Raw genomic sequence first — 15,913 nt, forward strand, 5'->3', positions numbered from 1 at the left:
ATGCGGGGATCGCGCTTCATCGCCTGGCTCTACACGGGTCCGGCCGGCCACTTCTACGGCGGCGTCGCCGACTGGACGGAGCTCATGGGCCGCTACCTCTGGGCGCGCGCCCGCGGGCGCTCTCCCTGGGAGCCGTAGCCGGCCGTCAGTCCCCGAGCCGGAAGATCGGCCAGCGGCCCGGGACGCCCTTCAGCTCGTGCATCCCGAGCTCCGTGAACGGCAGGCCCGACCCGACGACGGTGCCGTACGTCGTGCCGGAGGCGAGCACCTCGCGCGGGCCCGCGAGCGCGCTGACGCGCGCGGCGATGTGGACGGCCATGCCGCCGATGTCGTCGCCGATGACCTCGCACTCGCCGGTGTGCAGCCCGGCGCGCACGTCGACGCCGAGCGCCAGCGTCGCGTCGAGGATCGCCCGCGCCGCGCGGACGGCGCGGTTGGGCGGGCCGTCGAAGACGGCGAGGAAGCCGTCGCCGATCGTCTTGACCTCGGTTCCGCCGAAGCGGTCGAGCTGGCGGCGTACCTCGGTGTCGTGGGCGTGCAGCAGGTCGCGCCAGCGGCGGTCGCCGAGCTGCGCGGCCATCGCGGTGCCGTCGACGATGTCGGTGAAGAGGACGGTGAGCAGCGCGCGGTCCGGCTCGCGGTGGCGGCGGCCGCCGGACACGAACTCCTCGACCTCGTCGAGGATCGCGTCGGTGTCGCCGACCGACGCGAGGCTGTCGTCGCCGGGCAGCTCGACGTAGCGGGCGCCGGGGATGCGCTCGGCCATGTAGCGCGAGTGGCGCACGTCGATGAGGCGGTCGTGCTCGCGGTGGATGATGAGCGTCGGCACGCGGATCGTCGGCAGCGCCTCGCGCACGTCGACCTCGGCGAGCGAGCGGGCGATGATCCGCATCTGGCCGGGCGCGGCCGAGAGGCGCTCGAGCTTGGCGAACCACGCGCGCAGGCGCTCGTCGCCGGCGGCGCTCGGGGCGAGCAGCGCGGCGTTCGAGCCCTCGCCCCAGTGCTCGAAGAGCCGGTCGATCCGCGCGCGCCGCTCGTCGGGCGTGTCCGCCCAGGGCAGGTCGTCCGAGCGTGTCGCGCGCGCGAAGCCCGCGTGCAGCACGAGCGCGCGCGTGCGCTCCGGGTACCGCGCGGCGTACTGGACGACGTACGGGACGCCGGCGGTGTAGCCGAAGAGCGCGGCGGCCGGGCTGCCGACGGCGTCGAGGACCGCGTTGATGTCCTCGACCTCGTCCTCGAGCGCGATCAGGTCGTTGATCGGGTCGGACATCCCGATGCCGCGGCGGTCCATGAGGATGAGCCGCGAGAAGCTCGCCATGCGCTCGAAGAGGCGCGCGACGCCGGGCTCCTCCTGCATCACCTCGATGTGCGACGGCAGCCCGGTGGCGAACACGAGGTCGACGGGGCCGTCCCCGTGGACCTGATAGGCGATGTTCGTGTCCCCGGAGCGGGCGTAGCGGGTGACCGGCGTCACCTCACGGGACTCTAATGGCGCGTCAGCGGCGCAGCGTGACCGCGGTGTGCTGCTTGGCCTTGCCCTTGGGGGCGACGGTCACGATCGCCTTGACGCTGCGCCCGCGGCGAGCGGCGCGGGCGATGCCGGGACGCGGCAGGCCGAGCTGGGCGCGCGCCTCGGCGGTCAGGCTCACGTTCAGGTCGACCGTGCCGCCGGGTCCGAGGTCGAACGTCGCAGTGCCGAAGCGGCCCGGCCGCGGCCGGCCCTTGCCGTTGCCGGGGTTGACGGGATCGAGGTAGACGGTCCCGCTGCACGCCTCGGCGCAGGCGAGCGTCATCGGCGCCGTGCCGTCGGCGCCGACGGTGATGACCGGATCGACGCCGATGTCGACGGCGGGCGCCGGCACGGGCGCGGTGGCGGCGACGGCGGGCGCGCCGGTCTCGCAGCCGATCGTGCGGTCGAGCGGGTCGACGAGCGCGCGGTCCTCCCCCGCTCCGCAGTCGACGACGTCGGCGAGACCGTTGCGGGCGTCGATGCGGTCGTCCCCGTCGCCGGCGCGGATGTCGGCGGGCAGCGGCGCGGTCACCGCGATCGTGTCGTCGCCGTCCTGCGTGTCGACGACGATCCGCTTGGCCGCGCCCTTCGCGCAGCGCACGCCGCGCACGATCGCGGCGCAGGCGCGGCCGGCGGCGGGCGCGGCGGCGCGGTCGTCGCTGACCTGCCAGGCGAACCCGGCGTCGACGACGGCGATGCCGTTCGGGGAGCCGGCGGCGGTCGCGACCTCCAGCGTGCCCCGGGTCACGGACACCGTGCCGGGAGCGGCCGCGAAGCCGGGCGCCGCGAGCGCCACGAAGAGGCCGGCGGTCAGGGCGCCGGCGGCGAGGACGGAGCGCAGCCGCCCGGCGACCTCGCGCGCGTACGCCGTGCGCTCGTCGAGGCGCCGGGCGTCGGGCGTGCGCTCGGTGCGGTCGCGGAGCTCGGCGATGAACGCCTCGACGACGGCGGGATCGAACTGGGTGCCGGCGGACGCGCGCAGCTCGGCCTCGGCGTCGAGGGGATCGAGCGCCCGCCGGTAGGGCCGCTCGGACGTCATCGCCGCGTACGCGTCCCAGACGGCGACGATCCGCGAGCCGAGCGGGATCTCCTCGCCGTGCAGCCCGTCGGGGTAGCCGGTGCCGTCGAAGCGCTCGTGGGAGGAGCGCACGAGCCGCGCGACGGGGCGCATCGCGGCGGCGCCGTTGAGGATCCGCTCGCCGAGGATCGTGTGGCGGCGGACGAACGCCCACTCCTCGTCGGTGAGCTCGTCGGCCTTCTCGAGGATCGCGTCGGGCAGGGCGACCTTGCCGACGTCGTGCAGCTCGGCCGCGCGGGCGATCTCGTCGACCCCCTCCGGGTCGACGCCGAGCCGCCGCGCGACGTCGGCCGCGAGTTGCGCGACCTCGGCGGCGACCGCGGGCCGTCCGGGGCGGCGGGCGTTCAGCGCGCGGACGAGCACGTCGCGGGTCTGCATCCGGACCGGCGACGTCCGGCCCTCCTTGCGCGCGTACATCCGCTGGTCGGCGGTCTGCAGCGCCATCGACGGGGTCGCGGCCTCGGCCGGGATCGCGACGGCGCCGTACGAGCTCTCGACGTCGAAGCCCTCGCCGCCCTCGCACAGGGCGCCCGACGCGATCGCGAGCACCTCCTCGACCCGGTGCGGCGGGACGTCGAGCAGCGCGCAGAACTCGTCGCCGCCGAGGCGGTACGCCTCGCCCCACGGATCGACCGCGCGGCGGAGCTTGCCGCCCAGGCGGGTCAGCAGCGCGTCGCCGGCCAGGTGCCCGAACTCGTCGTTGTAGCGCTTGAAGCCATCGAGGTCGAAGAGGATCAGCACGCGCGGCTCGGCGTGGAAGCCGTCGGCGAGGTGGCGCTCGAGGTCGGCGACGAGCTTGCGCCTGTTCCCCATGCCGGTGAGCGCATCGGTGAGCGCCTCGCCGCGGCTGGCCGCGACCATCCGCTCGTTGATGCGCAGCGTCACGCCCATGCGCACGACGAGGGCGACGATCGTCGCGCAGGCCAGCGCGATGGCCAGCGGGTTGAGCTCGGTGACCTGGTCGGTGAGGAACAGCGTGACCGCGGCGGCGGCGAAGAGCGCCGGGATCACGAGCTGGCGCAGCCCGGCGGCCCGCGGCTGCGGGAGCGCCGGCTGCCGCCATGCCGCGACGGCGATGAGCAGCAGCGAGGCCGGCCAGACGCTGTCCAGCAGCGTCCCCTCCGCGTAGGTGCCGTGTGCGGCCTGGCGCAGGAAGATGCCGTCGCCCACCGCCCCGGCCGCGACTGCCAGGCCGAGCAGCCCCCACGTCCCACCGGGCCGCCAGCCCGTGAGCGCGAGGACCGCGACGACGAGCGCGACGAGCAGCACGTCGCCGACCGGGTACGCGAGCGTCGTCGCCACCTCGAGCGCGGTCCCGCCGACGCCGACGTGCATCGCGTCCGACAGGACTGCGACGCCGACCGCGCCCGCGCCCAGGGCGCCCAGAACGGCGTCGATCCACACGCTCCCGCGCGCGGCGCGCACGTGGCGGTGGACCAGAAGCAGGGCGGCGCCGAGCACCGCGGGATAGAAGGCGAGGTAGAGCGCGTCGCTCACCGAGGGCAGCGGGGGGTCCGGGTCGTCGGCGAGCGCGAGCGTGTAGACGAGGTCGCCTAGGGCCCACGCGAGCGCGCCCGCCCCGAGCAGCAGCCAGGGCGCGCGGTCCTCGTGACGCGTGGCCGCGCGCACGAGCACCGCGCCGGCCGCACCCAGCATCAGGGCGTAGTAGAGCCACTCGTCGACGAGGACGTCGAACGACGGCCGTCCCAGGCCGAGGCCGGTGTGGGCGGCGTGCAGCGCGAGCGCGACCAGGGCAAGGCCCCCGGCCGTGCGGGCGGCGATCGGTGCGCGGTGCGACAAGGGCATGCGGCCCGGTACGCATCGGCGCCGCGTAGCGAATGCGGGCGCGTGGTGCCGATCCGCTCGACGAACGGTGGAGACGCTCGCCGTAGTGGGCGGGATGTTGCGTCAAGCCTTGATGACGGGAGGTTCTGCGCAACTTCGCCCGCGGAACCTCCCTCCTTGCCGTGCGCCGCACGGAAGCCGTCAACGGACGCGAACACTCGCTGCGGCTCATGACTGCGGTTCGCCGGCTGACCATCTCCGTCCCGATCCTGGACGCCGTCCGGGTGATCGAGGCGACGACGCTCGCGCTCTTCTGCCTCGTCGCGGTCGCGACGGTCGGGCCGAACGGCGAGGCGACGCTCACGTGGCCCGGCGCGCACGCCGTCCTCGCGGGCGCGCTGGCGGGCGTGCTCGCCGTCGTCGCGTGGAGCTCGGCGCGGCGCTGCGAGCGGCGCCTGCCGCTGCTGGTCGGCGGTGCGGGCGCGCTGCTGGCGGTGCAGACGGTCCTCGACGCGCAGGGCGCGCTGCCTGCCGGCGTCGAGGTCGCGATCGACGTCGTGGTCGTCGCGGTGCCGCTCGCCTGCGCGGCGTCGTGGTGGCGCGGCGTCCGCGGGCGCTTCGGCGCGGCCGCGACGCTCGCCGGGCTCGCGCTCGCCGCAGCCGTGGTCCTCCTGCTGGCGTCGTCGGCGTGGCAGCTGCAGTGGTGGGCCGCCCACGCGGGGCTGCTGTGCGCCGCGGGCGTCCTGCTCGCGGGCAGCACGCGCGAGCGCGCGCTGCGCGGCGAGCTGTCCGGCGGCGCCGAGCTCATCGGGCTGGCGTCGATGGCGCAGCAGATCGTCGACGAGATGAGCGATGCGCTGGCCGTCTTCGACGACAGCGGCACGATCGTCGGCTGGAACCGCGCGGCGACGTCGGTGACCGGCTGGTCGCGCGACGAGGCGCAGCAGCAGGTTCCTCCGTCGACGCCCGAGGGGCTCGTGCCGCTCGGCGCGGGCCGCTGGGTGCGCACGCACGGCTTCGACCTCGCCCGTGGCGGCCGCTGCTTCCGCGCGCTGCTGTTCCGCGACGCGACCGAGGAGGTCCGGACGCTCAAGGACCGCGAGGAGCTCGAGCAGCGCGTCCGCGAGCGCACCGCCGAGGTCGAGCGGACGCAGCTCGACATCCTCGAGCGGCTCGCCCAGGCGGCCGAGCTGCGCGACGACGAGACCGGCCAGCACACCCGCCGCGTCGGCCGGCTCGCGGGGCTCATCGCCGCCGAGCTCGGCCTCCCCGGCAGCGAGTGCGACCTCATCCGCCGCGCGGCGCCGCTGCACGACCTCGGCAAGATCGGCGTCCCCGACACGCTGCTGCAGAAGCCGGGCAGCCTCACCGACGACGAGTTCGAGCAGATCAAGCTGCACACCGAGATCGGCGGCCGCCTGCTCGACTCCCCCGGCTTCGAGCTCGGCGTCATGGCTCGCGAGATCGCGCTGACGCATCACGAGCGCTGGGACGGCAACGGGTACCCGCGCGGCCTGCGCGGCGAGGAGATCCCGCTCTGCGGCCGGATCGTCGCCGTCGCCGACATCTTCGACGCGCTCACGCACGAGCGCCCGTACAAGCACGCGTGGCCGGTCGAGGACGCGGTCGCCGAGATCGCCCGCCAGTCCGGCGCCCAGCTCGACCGCGAGTGCGTCGCGGCGTTCCTGCGCGTCGTCGCGCGCGGCGGGATCGACGAGCGCACGACGCACGAGCCCTCGCTCGCCCGCTTCACCCGCGCCTGACCCGGCGCCCCGCCGGTCGTCGCGGCCCTACGCTGCCGCGCGATGTCGCTGCCCGCGCGGATCGCGCTCTCCGCCCTCCGCCGCCCGGCGACCCACCGCTACAGCCGCGACCAGCGCTCCCAGGTCGCCGAGCTCCACGTCCCCTCGGGCGCCGGCCCGTTCCCGATCGCGGTCGTGCTCCACGGCGGCTACTGGCGGTCGCGCTACGGCAAGCTCGTGACCCGCCCGCTCGCGCACGACCTCGTCCGCCGCGGCTGGGCCGCCTGGAACCTCGAGTACCGCCGCGTTGGCCGCCACCGCGGCGGCTGGCCGATGACGTTCGACGACGTCGCCACCGGCATCGACCACCTCGCGACGCTGGGCGACCCCCGCCTCGACCTCCAGCGCGTCCACGCCGTCGGCCACTCCGCGGGAGGCCACCTCGCCCTGTGGGCCGCGTCGCGTCCCGACCCGACCCTCCCCCTTCGGTCCGTCGTCGCGCTCGCCCCGGTCACCGATCTCCGCCGCACCGGCGAGCCCGCCGCGCAGCTCCTCGGCGGCACCCCGTCCGAAGTCCCCGACCGCTGGGCCCTCGCCGACCCATTGGCCCACGCGCCGCTGCCACTCCCGGTCCTCATCGTGCACCCCGTCGCCGACGAGACGATCCCGATAGCCCGCTCCCGCACCTACACCGAAACCGCCCGAGCCGCCGGAGGAGACGTCGAACTCGTCGAGTCCACCACCGGAGGCCACCGAGACGTCATCGACCCCACGAACCCCGGCTGGCACGCCGCCGCCAACTGGCTCACCAACGGCCGGCGTCGCTCGTAGCGAGCGTCGCCGGGCGGCCGCGCGGAGCGGGACTCAGGCGACGACGGTGTCGTATGCGGGAGCTTCGGTGGTCTGCTCGCGCATCGCGCGGGCGAGGCGCTGGAGCTCGGCGGCGCTCTCCCGGACCTTCTCGGCTTCGACGGCCATGTCGCGGGCGATCGCCTCCTCTCGTTCGGCGCGGGCGATCACTTCCTCGGCCGGGCCCTCGTCGCCGTCGAGCAGCTTGCTTGCCGCCTCGGCGAAGCTCTTCCGCTGGCTGGCTGACCGTGCGTGCGCTTCGGTCAGCGCGACGACGCGCGCCGCTTCCCAGTTGATGTCGGCCGCGATGACATCGATCTCCGCGGTATCCGACTCGCCTTCGTGCATGCCGGCGATGGTTGCACCGCCGCGGCGTCCTGGCCAAATGGAGACGCCGCATTGTGCGGTGAAGAACTTGCAGTCAGCCGCCCTACGCGGGTTCGGGCGCGGGCTGGGCTCGCGCGATCGCCATCCGCGCGACCGGCACGACGACGCCCGCGCCGACGACCGCCACGGCGGCGAGCGTCGCGAACCACGCGTCGTAGCCGAACGCGTCGGAGATGGCTCCCCCGAGGTAGGTGGAGGCGATCGCCCCGCCCATGCCGATCGTCGTGGCCAATCCGGTCGCCGTCGCGGCACGCGCCGGATCCACCGCAAGCGATGGGAGCGCGAACAGCGGCGTCGCCCCGACGCCCGCCGCGAAGCCCGCGATCGACGCGATTGCGACGAGGAGGAACGCCTGGTCGGCGGGGATCGCCGTCAGCGCGGCGATCGACGCGGCGGCAAGGAACCCGCAGCCGGCCACCGCGAGCGGCCCGAGCCGCTGGACCAGCGCGCCGCCGACCAGCGGCGCCGGGACCTGCCATAGGGCGAGCACCAGCGCGGCCACGCTGAGAGCCGACGTGCTGAACCCGCCGACGTCATCGAAGAACGGGACGGACCACACGATCACGCCGTACGCGAGGAACATGCCGACGAAGATCCCGGCGGCGGCGCTCATGACCGCGCCGTCGCGCAGCAGCCCGCCGACCTCCGACTCGCCGGGCGAGGACGTCTCGCCGACCGCAGGGGCGACACGCGGAAGCCGGCACGCCACGAGCAGCGCGGCCACCGCGGTCATGCACGCGAGGCCGTACACGCGGAAGGTCCACTCCCAGCCGAGCCAGTCGTTCAAGTTCGGCGTCAGGAGGTAGGCGGCCGCGACGCCGCCGGCGAGCGACGCCTGCAGGCAGGCGTTGCCGCGGTACATCTCGGACTCGGCGAGGAAGCGGCGCATGAGCGCGATGCCCGGCGTGAAGACCAGCGCGGTCGAGATCCCGAGCACGAGCCGCGTGGCGATCAGGAACCAGAGGTCCGTCGACAGCGGCAGCGCGAGCGACGCCAGACCGGCCAGCACGAGGCCGGCGAGGACGGTCCAGCGCGGGCCGAACCGATCGGCGATCGCCCCTGCCGGCAGGCTCAGCGCGGCGAACGTCACCGTGAACACCGTCATGAGCAGCCCGGCCTCGGCGAGCGTCAGGCCCAGCTCGTCCACGAACACCGGCGAGATGAGCGGCGGCACGGCGAACACGGCGGCGTAGAGCACACCTGCCCCGACGCACGCGGTCACGACGCTCCGGCGACCCTCCCGTGTCATCCGCCGGATCCTCACCGCGCCGACTGCGCACGCGCCATCGGTCAGATGACCGATCCGACTACTCGTAGCGGTAGCCCTTGCGCTGGTACTCGAGGATTCGGGCGCGGTCGAGCGTCGAGGGCTTGACGTCGATGCGACGGCGGTCGGCCGGGAAGACGGCGGCCGCCCGGAGCGTCGCGGCATCGAGGAAGCGCAGGGGTGACGGGGGCTCTACGGCCAGCCGAGGCGTTCCGCCGAGCGTGGCGAGGTGGTAGCCCCAGTCGCCGAAGGACGGCACGTCGACGTGGTAGGGCGTCGAGCGCAGGCCGGCCGCACGCAGTGACCGCTCGACCGACCAGTACGCCTCGCGCGCGAAGTAGGGCGATCCGGACTGCACGACGACCCGGCCGCCGGGCGCCAGGACCCGCCGCGCGATCAGGCCGTACATCTCCACGGAGTAGAGCTTCGCGAGATCCTCGGTGTCGGGGTCGGGCATGTCGACCACCACGACGTCGAAGGGCTCGCCCGCCGTGCGCAGCCACGAGAAGGCATCGGCGGCGATCGTCTGCACGCGGCGGTCGTCCAGCGACCCGTGGTTCAACCGCCGCAGGTCGCCGTCGTGACGTGCGATGCGGAACATCTCGGGGTCGAGGTCGACCTCCACCGCGCGCCGGACGTCGGGGTACCGCAGGATCTCGCGCATGGCCAGACCGTCGCCGCCGCCGAGAACGAGGACGCGCTCGTGCGGCCCCGCCATCGCCGGGTGCACGAGCGCCTCGTGGTAGCGGTACTCGTCGATCGAGGAGAACTGCAGGTCGCCGTTGAGGAAGAGGCGCAGGTCGTCCCCGCGCTTCGTCAACACGATGTCCTGATAGGGCGTCCGCACGTGCCGGGCGATGGGATCGTCGTAGAGCGCCTGCCGTGCGGACGCCTCGAAGGAGCCGGCGAACAACCACGTGATGCCGAGGGCCGCGACCACCGTCAGAAGGCCTCCCGCCAGCGTCCACAGGACGCGCCGCTCCAGCGACCGGCGCAGGACGACGAGGACGAGCGCACCGGCGGCGGCGTTGATCACGCCGAAGAGGAGAGCGGCCTGGATCTGCCCCAGCGCCGGGAGGATCACGAGCGGGAACGCGAGACCGACGACGAACGCGCCGACGTAGTCGGCGGCGAGCAACGTGCCCACGGTTCGGCCGGTGCTCTCTCGCCGCAGGGCGGCCAGCACCGCGGCGAGCAGCGGCAGCTCGGCTCCGACGAGCGCGCCGAGCAAGACGGACACCGCCCGCACCATCGGCCCGTAGAGGTCGAGCCACGCGTAGGAGGCGAAGAGGACGAGCGCCGACAAGCCGCCGAGCAGCGCGACGCATGCCTCGAGCCCGGCGAACACCGCGACCGAGTGGCGGTCGGGGACCTTGGCCGCGATCCACGCGCCGACGCCCATCGCGGCGACGAAGGTGCTGAGGACGAGCGCGGTCTGCGCGGTCGAGGAGCCGAACAGGACAGTCCCCAGCGCGACGATGACGAGCTCATAGGCGAAGCCGCAGATCGCGCACACGAACGTCGCGCCGAGGACCAGTCGGCGCGCGCTGCGCGCATCGGGGACGGGAACGAGGACGCCAGTCGCGGCCATCAGGAGATCGCGGCGGCGATGATCGCGCCGACCGCCAGCAGCGATGCGCCGGTGACGTAGGCGACGGCGGGGTCCTCGTGCTCGTCGGTGAGGATGTCGCCGAGGCGCCCCGGCGTGATGCGGTCGACCGCCACGAAGGCCAGTCCGAGGAGCACGATGCCAACCGCGCCGAACACGGCGGTCTCGGCCAGCCCGCGGTCGAGGTCGCCGTCGGACGCGAGGATCGCCGAGGTGACGATCGCGCCGACGGCGAGCATCGCGCTCGCCGCGACGATGCCCACGTCGCGGCGGCGATGCTCGACGATGAGCGAGCCGAGCTTGCCAGGCGTCAGGAGGTCGATGACCGCGAAGCCGGCCACCATGAGCGCGAGGCCGACGACGCCGTAGAGCAGGCCCGCCAGGGCGTCGTGCGCGAGGTCCTGGATGTCCATCGTCAGCTCCTCGTTGGTCGTGATCGGGGACGGCGCCGGCGGGAGCGGGCGTCGTAGTGCAGGTAGACGAACCAGCCGAGCCCGCCGACGAGCAGCAGAGCGCAGATCGCGAGCGCCGACCCGTTCTCACGCAGGAAGTCGCTCCCCGGCTTGTCGGTCGGCGCGCCGCCGACGCCCGGTTCGCGCGCCGAGGTCTCGAAGGGCACCGGCGGGGCGACGCCGCGCTCGGCGACGAGCTCGGGCAACGCGCCGGTCGGGTTGATGATCGCCATGTCGTTGTCGTTGCCGAGCAGGTCGTCGGTCTTGTACCCGAGGTCCTCGAGCTGCCCGGTGGTCGGCGGGTTGGGCAGCGTGGACTCGATCTGCCACTGCGCCGAGTCCTCGTACTCGGACGACTGGCTCGTGTAGGAGATCGTGCCCGAGAGGACGACGGTGCCCTTCTCGCATTCGGCCCGCGCCGCGTCGACCGGCTCGCCGGGGCCGAAGTTCGAGCCGACCTCGGGCCCGTCCTCCCGGCCCGTGTCGTTGTCCGTCACCTCGAACGCCCAGCCGTAGCAGACCTTCTGCTCGTACGTGGCCTCCGCCAGCGCGTTGGCGAGCTCGGCGGCGTCCTCGGAAGCGAGGATGGCGGCGTCCGCGCGCTGCGCGGCGACCATCGCGAGCACAGCGGCGATGAGGAGCGCCCGCCTCACTTGCCCACCGCGGGCCCACCGCCGCGGAACCTCTCGCCCGGCCCACTGTACGAGCCCCAGAAGCCACCGACGAACGGGAAGAAGAACCCGTAGCCGCGGCGTTCGTCGGAGATGTACGCGATCGAGCGCTCGGCGTCCTCCGCATTGGGAACGATGCCGACCATGTCGTCGGCGTAGCGCAGGAAGTGCCCTTCCGGCGTCGAGCGCCGGTCGGCCGGCTCGTGCGCCTCCGCGAGATCGGATGCGACCACGCTCGCCGGGCGGTCGCACGTGTACTTCTGCGCTCGGTTGCCGTTGGGATCGCGCTCGGAGCCCGCCCGCTGGCACTCGTCGCGGAGCCAGCCCTCGACGGACTCGTTGCAGGCGAAGAGCGACACGACGCCGAGCAGGCCGAGCACGGCGAGCCCGATCGCCAGGGTCCGGCGCCCGCTCACGCGGCGACCACCGTGCTGGCGGTCGCGACGATCTCGCACGTCGACGGGTACAGGTGCACGGTTCGCCAGGCGACGCCGCCCGGTACCGGCCGGCACGACAGCGCGGTCAGCGCGTCGGGGGAGCCGGGGAACACTCCGGCCAGCACGAGCGGATCGGCGTCCGCGGCGGCCCGCAGCGCCTCCGCGCGGGCGCGGACCGCACCGGCGCGGACGCGCTCGACGCTGCTTGTGAAGGCGTAGCGCAGCCCGCCGGCGACCCGCTCGTGCGCGCTCGGCAACGGGTCGCCCGCGTCCCCCACCGAGCAGGCGACGGTCTCGGAGAGCTCCGCGCCCGCCGGGGTCCGGACGAGGCACTGGTGCGACGCCCCCAGGACGCGCAGCTCGACGGCGAGCAGCCCGACGCGGACGACGGTCGCGTCGAGCGCCGGCTGGCCGGGCAGGTCGAGGGCCAGGCGCAGGTCGGCGGCCGACGCGTCGGCGAACGGCGTCGCGACCTCAGTCAGCACTAAGTCGGCTCGGGGCCGCGCAGGCGCGCGACCTCCGCCTCCTGCCGGCGCAGGGCGGCGCGCTGCACCTCGATGTCGTGCGCCACGCCCTCGGCCACGGCGCGCCAGCGCGCAGCCGTCTCGGCGAGCCCCGGGTCGGCGCCGGGCAAGGTCGCGCGCGTCGAGAGGCGCTCGGCCTCGCCGATCGCCTCGGCCTGCTCGTGCACGAGCGCGTTGAGCCGCGAGCGCAGCCGCAGCTCCTCGAGCAGCGCGTCGTCGGCGGCGCTCACGCTCGCGCGAAGACGTCGAGGACGTGCTCGGAGATGCGCCGGCCGCGGGAGACCTCCCACGACCCGGTCCCGTAGCGCTCGAACGCGAGGAGCTCGTCCCCGGCGGTGTAGTCGGCGTACTCGACCATGCCGCTCTCCCCCGCCGCGTCTCCGATGCGCTCGATCCGGAACCGCGCCCGCCCGCGCTCGTCGCGGCGGAACGTCGTCCCGCCCAGCGTGACCTCAGCCGCGTCCGGTGTCAGATCAGCGCCATCGACGCGCTCGTAGACGGCGACCTCGAGGCCGTCGTCGTCCTCGACCGACAGCCACAGCTTGCGCCCTCCGATCGCGTCCTCGAGCAGGTGCTCGTCCCAGGTGAAGCCGTCCTGGTCGAAGCGCATCGTGCGGTCGACGATGAAGTCGGTCCCCTCGTAGTTGACGACGTCACCGGGCGCGAGGCGGCGGACGTCGCCGTGGAGCGCCCGATGGTGATCGGCGGGCGAGCGCTCGGGAAGCGCCTTGCGATCGGGCCTGCGGCTGCGGGCCACGGCGACCCCGGCGCCCACGACAAGCGCGAGCGCGATGACGACGAGGAGAACTTCCATGGACGGTGCACCCTAGCCAGGCGGTTCCGCGATCCGGCCCCCGGCGATGGGTGCGGGCGCCCGTCAGTACCACCTACCGCGCGCGAACCCCCCGAACGCGATGAGGCCGACGAGAAGGACGATCAAGCCGGCCCAGAAGCTCCAGACGATCATCAGGACGATCCCCACGATGACGAGGATGCCGCCGAGGCTGATGCCTCCGACGCCGCCCCGCGTTCCTCCACTCGATGCCATGTGTCCTCTCCTTTCGAGGGGACAATACCCTCGCGCGCTCGATGAGCATCAGCACCGTTGGCGACGGCAGGTGGTTCTCCGAACGCGAGTTCCAACAGGCGCTCGCGGTCGGCCAGGCGATGCCCGGCCCGCTCGCCGCGCAGGCAGCGATGTGGTTCAGCTACCTGCAGGCGGGAGCGCGCGGTGCCGCGGCGGTCGCCGGTGTCTTCGTGCTCCCACCGTTCGTGATCGTCACCGCGGTGGCGGTGCTCTACGCCGAGTACCAGGGACTCGACTGGGTCCTGGCGCTCTTCCTCGGCGTCGGGCCCGCCGTGCTGGCGATCATCGTGATCGACGGCCATGCGAGCAGCGCGAGGCCCGCGGCGGCGACCGAGACGGCGGCGGTGCGCTTGGGCATCAGTGCTGGTGGTGATGGTCGTGGCCGCGAACGGTCTTCCACGACGCCCACGTGATGCGAAGGATCACGACGGTGATCGCGAGGCCGATCAGCGGATCGGCGACCTGCAGGCCGAGCGCCACGACGGCCGCCGACGCCACGACGGCGAGCGACACGTACGCATCGGCGCGCGCGTGCGCGCCATCGGCGATGAGCGCCGGGCTGTCGAGCCGGTGCCCCGCCCGCGTCCGCACGATGGCGGCCAGCCAGTTGCCGCCGAACCCGAGCACGCCGGCGGCGGCGAGCGCTCCGAGGTGCTCGACGTCGCTTGGGTTGATGAGGCGGTCGATGGCCTCGAAGCCCGCGACGCAGGCCGAGAGGAAGATCGCGCCGACGACGAAGAGGCCGGCGGTGCGCTCCGCCCTCACCGACCGCAGGGCGAACGCCACGCCCAGCGGGATCGCCGTTGCCGCGTCGCCGACGTTGTGGATCAGGTCCGCCAGCAGCGCGACGCTGTCGGAGAGGACGAAGATCGCGATCTGCCCGAGCGCCGTGAGGCCGAGGATGAGCAGCGCGAGCGACACCGCCCGGATGCCCTCCCGCGAACGCTTGATCGAGTCGTGGACGAGGCCGTGCGTACGGCCGTGGTCGTGCGCGTGACCAGGCGCGGCGCTCATGAACCGCGGCGCACCTTCCGGACGACCGGGATCTCGGCCGGCGGCAGCGGCTGCACGTGCTCGCGGTGATGGCGCACCGCGGCCAGCAGGTCCGCGACGTGGTGATCGTGCAGCGCGTAGAACGCGTGGCGGCCCTGGCGGCGAACCCTGACCAGGCGCAGCGAACGGAGGATCCGCAGCTGATGCGACGTCGCGCTCATCTCGAGGCCGGCGGCGCTCGCGAGGTCCTCGACCGTCCGCTCCCCGTCGACGAGCGCGACGAGGAGCTGCAACCGGCTGGCCGAGCCGAACGCCCGCATCGTCTCGGCGAGCTGCTCGGCCTCGGAGCGATCGAGCGGCCGTGAGGCGGAGCTGTGCTCGGAAGGGTGCGGCATGCACCTGAAGGTAGCTCATATGAGCAGACGTTCAGATGTCGTTCGCCCCGGCGCGCACAGGAACGCGAAAGCCCCGCCGGAGCGGGGCTTTCCGAAGGGTGAGCGATGGGACTCGAACCCACGACCGCCTGGACCACAACCAGGAGCTCTACCAGCTGAGCTACGCCCACCAAGCGCGGGCAGAAGGCTAGCGCAGCGGGGTCCAGCGGCGGACTCGGAAGTTCGCCGACGCGAGCTTGCCTCCGTTGCTCGTCGTGACCGAGAGCCGGTAGGCGCCGGGCTTGAGACTGCGGCCCGCGAGGCGGCCGTTCCGGCGCACCTTGTTCGCGCCCGCCGCTCCGGCGATGCGCACGCTTCCCGGGACTCGCCGGCCGGCGCCGCCGGTGACGGTGAGCTTGAGGCTCGCGGGAGCGTTGAGGATGAACCGGACGGTCGTGCCGCGCCCGCGGCGGAACGTCTTGGGCGACAGGCCGAAGCGGGTGACACGCGGGGCGACGAGGCCGGCTCCGCCGCCCGCCTGCGGCTGCGGCGACGGCTGGGCCGTCTGCCGGCGCGCCGGGTCCTGCGACGGGTCGACGTCGGCCGGGCCGAACGCCGGGTCCTTGCCGCCCGGAACGAGGAGGCGGTCCGTGATGGACGAGCAGTCGTCGAGCGACGGGATCGTCAGGACGTGCACGCCGTCGGCCGCGCCGTACGCGAGCTGCCGGCCGTCGGAGGACCACGACGGGTTCACGACGCCGGGGATCTGCTTCTGGCACTTCAGGGTCGGCCGCTCGAACCGCGTCTTGCCGTAGACGTAGTCGTTGTCGTAGGGCGGCTCGCCGGACCACGCGGGGCCGTGCGGCGCGGCCAGCACGAGCCGGTCGTTGTCGCTCACGCCGCCGCCGTCGGTCATCGCAAGGCGCGTGCCGTCGCGCGACAGGGCCGGGGTCCTCGTACTGGTGGTACGCCTCGACGCCCCACTCGTCGGCCGGGTCTTGGAGCCCGAACCAGTACTGCGCGGCGTAGCCCGTGTAGCCCGTCCCGGTGCCGAGCTTCCACGTCCACATGTTCATCCAGAAGCCCTGGTAGCCGAGCAGGCGGTCGTTCGACAGCCACTCGGTCTGCTGGAGGCCGACGTGGTGGAG

The 15,913-nt window shown here is 73.9% G+C and carries 19 protein-coding genes and 1 tRNA gene; 4 read left to right on the forward strand and 16 right to left on the reverse strand.

The window, feature by feature from the left end; all coding sequences use genetic code 11:
• Window positions 1-138, forward strand: coding sequence for a hypothetical protein (locus AC1UE4_RS08755; protein ID WP_482916837.1), 138 nt, complete (start codon window positions 1-3; stop codon window positions 136-138).
• A gap of 7 nt (window positions 139-145) precedes the next feature.
• Here the strand turns inward: AC1UE4_RS08755 and AC1UE4_RS08760 are convergent, their stop codons facing one another.
• Window positions 146-1,474, reverse strand: coding sequence for an adenylate/guanylate cyclase domain-containing protein (locus AC1UE4_RS08760; RefSeq protein WP_482916838.1), 1,329 nt, complete (start codon window positions 1,472-1,474; stop codon window positions 146-148).
• A gap of 22 nt (window positions 1,475-1,496) precedes the next feature.
• The gene (locus AC1UE4_RS08765; protein ID WP_482916839.1) at window positions 1,497-4,394 is read right to left on the reverse strand and encodes a bifunctional diguanylate cyclase/phosphohydrolase; all 2,898 of its coding nucleotides are present in this window, start codon (window positions 4,392-4,394) and stop codon (window positions 1,497-1,499) included.
• Window positions 4,395-4,603: 209 nt separating this feature from the next.
• Here AC1UE4_RS08765 and AC1UE4_RS08770 point away from each other — a divergent pair, with 209 nt between their 5' ends.
• Both AC1UE4_RS08770 and AC1UE4_RS08775 read left to right on the forward strand, forming a co-directional pair.
• Window positions 4,604-6,136 (forward strand): HD domain-containing phosphohydrolase, encoded by a 1,533-nt coding sequence (locus AC1UE4_RS08770; protein ID WP_482916840.1) that lies wholly within the window; start codon window positions 4,604-4,606, stop codon window positions 6,134-6,136.
• 42 nt (window positions 6,137-6,178) lie between these two features.
• Complete coding sequence (locus tag AC1UE4_RS08775) at window positions 6,179-6,946, forward strand: alpha/beta hydrolase family protein (RefSeq protein WP_482916841.1); 768 nt, start codon at window positions 6,179-6,181, stop codon at window positions 6,944-6,946.
• Window positions 6,947-6,979: 33 nt separating this feature from the next.
• Here AC1UE4_RS08775 and AC1UE4_RS08780 read toward each other — a convergent pair whose 3' ends face one another.
• The 10 genes from AC1UE4_RS08780 to AC1UE4_RS08825 form a co-directional block, all read right to left on the reverse strand.
• Window positions 6,980-7,312: a hypothetical protein gene (locus AC1UE4_RS08780; protein WP_482916842.1), complete on the reverse strand. Its 333-nt coding sequence runs from the start codon at window positions 7,310-7,312 to the stop codon at window positions 6,980-6,982.
• An 82-nt stretch (window positions 7,313-7,394) separates the two neighbouring features.
• Entirely contained in the window at window positions 7,395-8,600 is a 1,206-nt protein-coding gene (locus tag AC1UE4_RS08785; protein WP_482916843.1) for an MFS transporter, read from the reverse strand.
• A gap of 58 nt (window positions 8,601-8,658) precedes the next feature.
• Window positions 8,659-10,209, reverse strand: a complete 1,551-nt coding sequence (locus tag AC1UE4_RS08790) for a polyamine aminopropyltransferase (RefSeq protein WP_482916844.1) — start codon at window positions 10,207-10,209, stop codon at window positions 8,659-8,661.
• Window positions 10,209-10,640 carry a DUF350 domain-containing protein gene (locus AC1UE4_RS08795; RefSeq protein ID WP_482916845.1) on the reverse strand — a complete coding sequence of 144 codons (432 nt, stop codon included), beginning with the start codon at window positions 10,638-10,640 and terminating at the stop codon, window positions 10,209-10,211. The genes AC1UE4_RS08790 and AC1UE4_RS08795 overlap by 1 nt, the downstream gene beginning before the upstream one ends.
• Before the next feature lie 2 nt (window positions 10,641-10,642).
• Window positions 10,643-11,332 carry a hypothetical protein gene (locus AC1UE4_RS08800; RefSeq protein WP_482916846.1) on the reverse strand — a complete coding sequence of 230 codons (690 nt, stop codon included), beginning with the start codon at window positions 11,330-11,332 and terminating at the stop codon, window positions 10,643-10,645.
• Window positions 11,329-11,766, reverse strand: a complete 438-nt coding sequence (locus AC1UE4_RS08805) for a DUF4247 domain-containing protein (protein WP_482916847.1) — start codon at window positions 11,764-11,766, stop codon at window positions 11,329-11,331. Before AC1UE4_RS08805 ends, AC1UE4_RS08800 begins: the two co-directional genes overlap by 4 nt.
• On the reverse strand, window positions 11,763-12,272 hold the full coding sequence (locus tag AC1UE4_RS08810) for a DUF2617 family protein (RefSeq protein WP_482916848.1): 510 nt from the start codon (window positions 12,270-12,272) through the stop codon (window positions 11,763-11,765). Before AC1UE4_RS08810 ends, AC1UE4_RS08805 begins: the two co-directional genes overlap by 4 nt.
• Entirely contained in the window at window positions 12,272-12,541 is a 270-nt protein-coding gene (locus AC1UE4_RS08815; protein ID WP_482916849.1) for a hypothetical protein, read from the reverse strand. Before AC1UE4_RS08815 ends, AC1UE4_RS08810 begins: the two co-directional genes overlap by 1 nt.
• Window positions 12,538-13,125, reverse strand: coding sequence for a DUF4178 domain-containing protein (locus tag AC1UE4_RS08820; RefSeq protein WP_482916850.1), 588 nt, complete (start codon window positions 13,123-13,125; stop codon window positions 12,538-12,540). The genes AC1UE4_RS08815 and AC1UE4_RS08820 overlap by 4 nt, the downstream gene beginning before the upstream one ends.
• A gap of 63 nt (window positions 13,126-13,188) precedes the next feature.
• Window positions 13,189-13,359 (reverse strand): hypothetical protein, encoded by a 171-nt coding sequence (locus AC1UE4_RS08825; RefSeq protein WP_482916851.1) that lies wholly within the window; start codon window positions 13,357-13,359, stop codon window positions 13,189-13,191.
• Here AC1UE4_RS08825 and AC1UE4_RS08830 point away from each other — a divergent pair.
• Window positions 13,353-13,811 (forward strand): chromate transporter, encoded by a 459-nt coding sequence (locus tag AC1UE4_RS08830; protein ID WP_482916852.1) that lies wholly within the window; start codon window positions 13,353-13,355, stop codon window positions 13,809-13,811. The two genes, AC1UE4_RS08825 and AC1UE4_RS08830, sit on opposite strands and share 7 nt — an antisense overlap.
• Here AC1UE4_RS08830 and AC1UE4_RS08835 read toward each other — a convergent pair.
• From AC1UE4_RS08835 to AC1UE4_RS08850, 4 genes are all read right to left on the reverse strand, one after another.
• Window positions 13,756-14,412 (reverse strand): cation diffusion facilitator family transporter, encoded by a 657-nt coding sequence (locus tag AC1UE4_RS08835; protein ID WP_482916853.1) that lies wholly within the window; start codon window positions 14,410-14,412, stop codon window positions 13,756-13,758. The genes AC1UE4_RS08830 and AC1UE4_RS08835 overlap by 56 nt on opposite strands.
• The gene (locus AC1UE4_RS08840; protein ID WP_482916854.1) at window positions 14,409-14,786 is read right to left on the reverse strand and encodes an ArsR/SmtB family transcription factor; all 378 of its coding nucleotides are present in this window, start codon (window positions 14,784-14,786) and stop codon (window positions 14,409-14,411) included. Before AC1UE4_RS08840 ends, AC1UE4_RS08835 begins: the two co-directional genes overlap by 4 nt.
• Window positions 14,787-14,883: 97 nt before the next feature.
• Window positions 14,884-14,956: transfer RNA gene (locus AC1UE4_RS08845), tRNA-His, on the reverse strand.
• 17 nt (window positions 14,957-14,973) lie between these two features.
• Entirely contained in the window at window positions 14,974-15,681 is a 708-nt protein-coding gene (locus AC1UE4_RS08850) for a hypothetical protein (RefSeq protein ID WP_482916855.1), read from the reverse strand.
• Window positions 15,682-15,913: the final 232 nt, after the last annotated feature.

The organism is Parviterribacter kavangonensis (assembly GCF_056863335.1).

What these genes read in the sequence shown, in the direction of transcription:
- AC1UE4_RS08755 (WP_482916837.1), top strand. Translation starts at nt 1, where the DNA reads ATGCGGGGATCGCGCTTCATCGCCTGGCTCTACACGGGTCCGGCCGGC.
- AC1UE4_RS08765 (WP_482916839.1), bottom strand. Translation starts at nt 4,394, where the DNA reads ATGCCCTTGTCGCACCGCGCACCGATCGCCGCCCGCACGGCCGGGGGC.
- AC1UE4_RS08770 (WP_482916840.1), top strand. Translation starts at nt 4,604, where the DNA reads ATGACTGCGGTTCGCCGGCTGACCATCTCCGTCCCGATCCTGGACGCC.
- AC1UE4_RS08775 (WP_482916841.1), top strand. Translation starts at nt 6,179, where the DNA reads ATGTCGCTGCCCGCGCGGATCGCGCTCTCCGCCCTCCGCCGCCCGGCG.
- AC1UE4_RS08780 (WP_482916842.1), bottom strand. Translation starts at nt 7,312, where the DNA reads ATGCACGAAGGCGAGTCGGATACCGCGGAGATCGATGTCATCGCGGCC.
- AC1UE4_RS08785 (WP_482916843.1), bottom strand. Translation starts at nt 8,600, where the DNA reads ATGACACGGGAGGGTCGCCGGAGCGTCGTGACCGCGTGCGTCGGGGCA.
- AC1UE4_RS08790 (WP_482916844.1), bottom strand. Translation starts at nt 10,209, where the DNA reads ATGGCCGCGACTGGCGTCCTCGTTCCCGTCCCCGATGCGCGCAGCGCG.
- AC1UE4_RS08795 (WP_482916845.1), bottom strand. Translation starts at nt 10,640, where the DNA reads ATGGACATCCAGGACCTCGCGCACGACGCCCTGGCGGGCCTGCTCTAC.
- AC1UE4_RS08820 (WP_482916850.1), bottom strand. Translation starts at nt 13,125, where the DNA reads ATGGAAGTTCTCCTCGTCGTCATCGCGCTCGCGCTTGTCGTGGGCGCC.
- AC1UE4_RS08830 (WP_482916852.1), top strand. Translation starts at nt 13,353, where the DNA reads ATGCCATGTGTCCTCTCCTTTCGAGGGGACAATACCCTCGCGCGCTCG.
- AC1UE4_RS08825 (WP_482916851.1), bottom strand. Translation starts at nt 13,359, where the DNA reads ATGGCATCGAGTGGAGGAACGCGGGGCGGCGTCGGAGGCATCAGCCTC.
- AC1UE4_RS08835 (WP_482916853.1), bottom strand. Translation starts at nt 14,412, where the DNA reads ATGAGCGCCGCGCCTGGTCACGCGCACGACCACGGCCGTACGCACGGC.
- AC1UE4_RS08840 (WP_482916854.1), bottom strand. Translation starts at nt 14,786, where the DNA reads ATGCCGCACCCTTCCGAGCACAGCTCCGCCTCACGGCCGCTCGATCGC.
- AC1UE4_RS08850 (WP_482916855.1), bottom strand. Translation starts at nt 15,681, where the DNA reads ATGACCGACGGCGGCGGCGTGAGCGACAACGACCGGCTCGTGCTGGCC.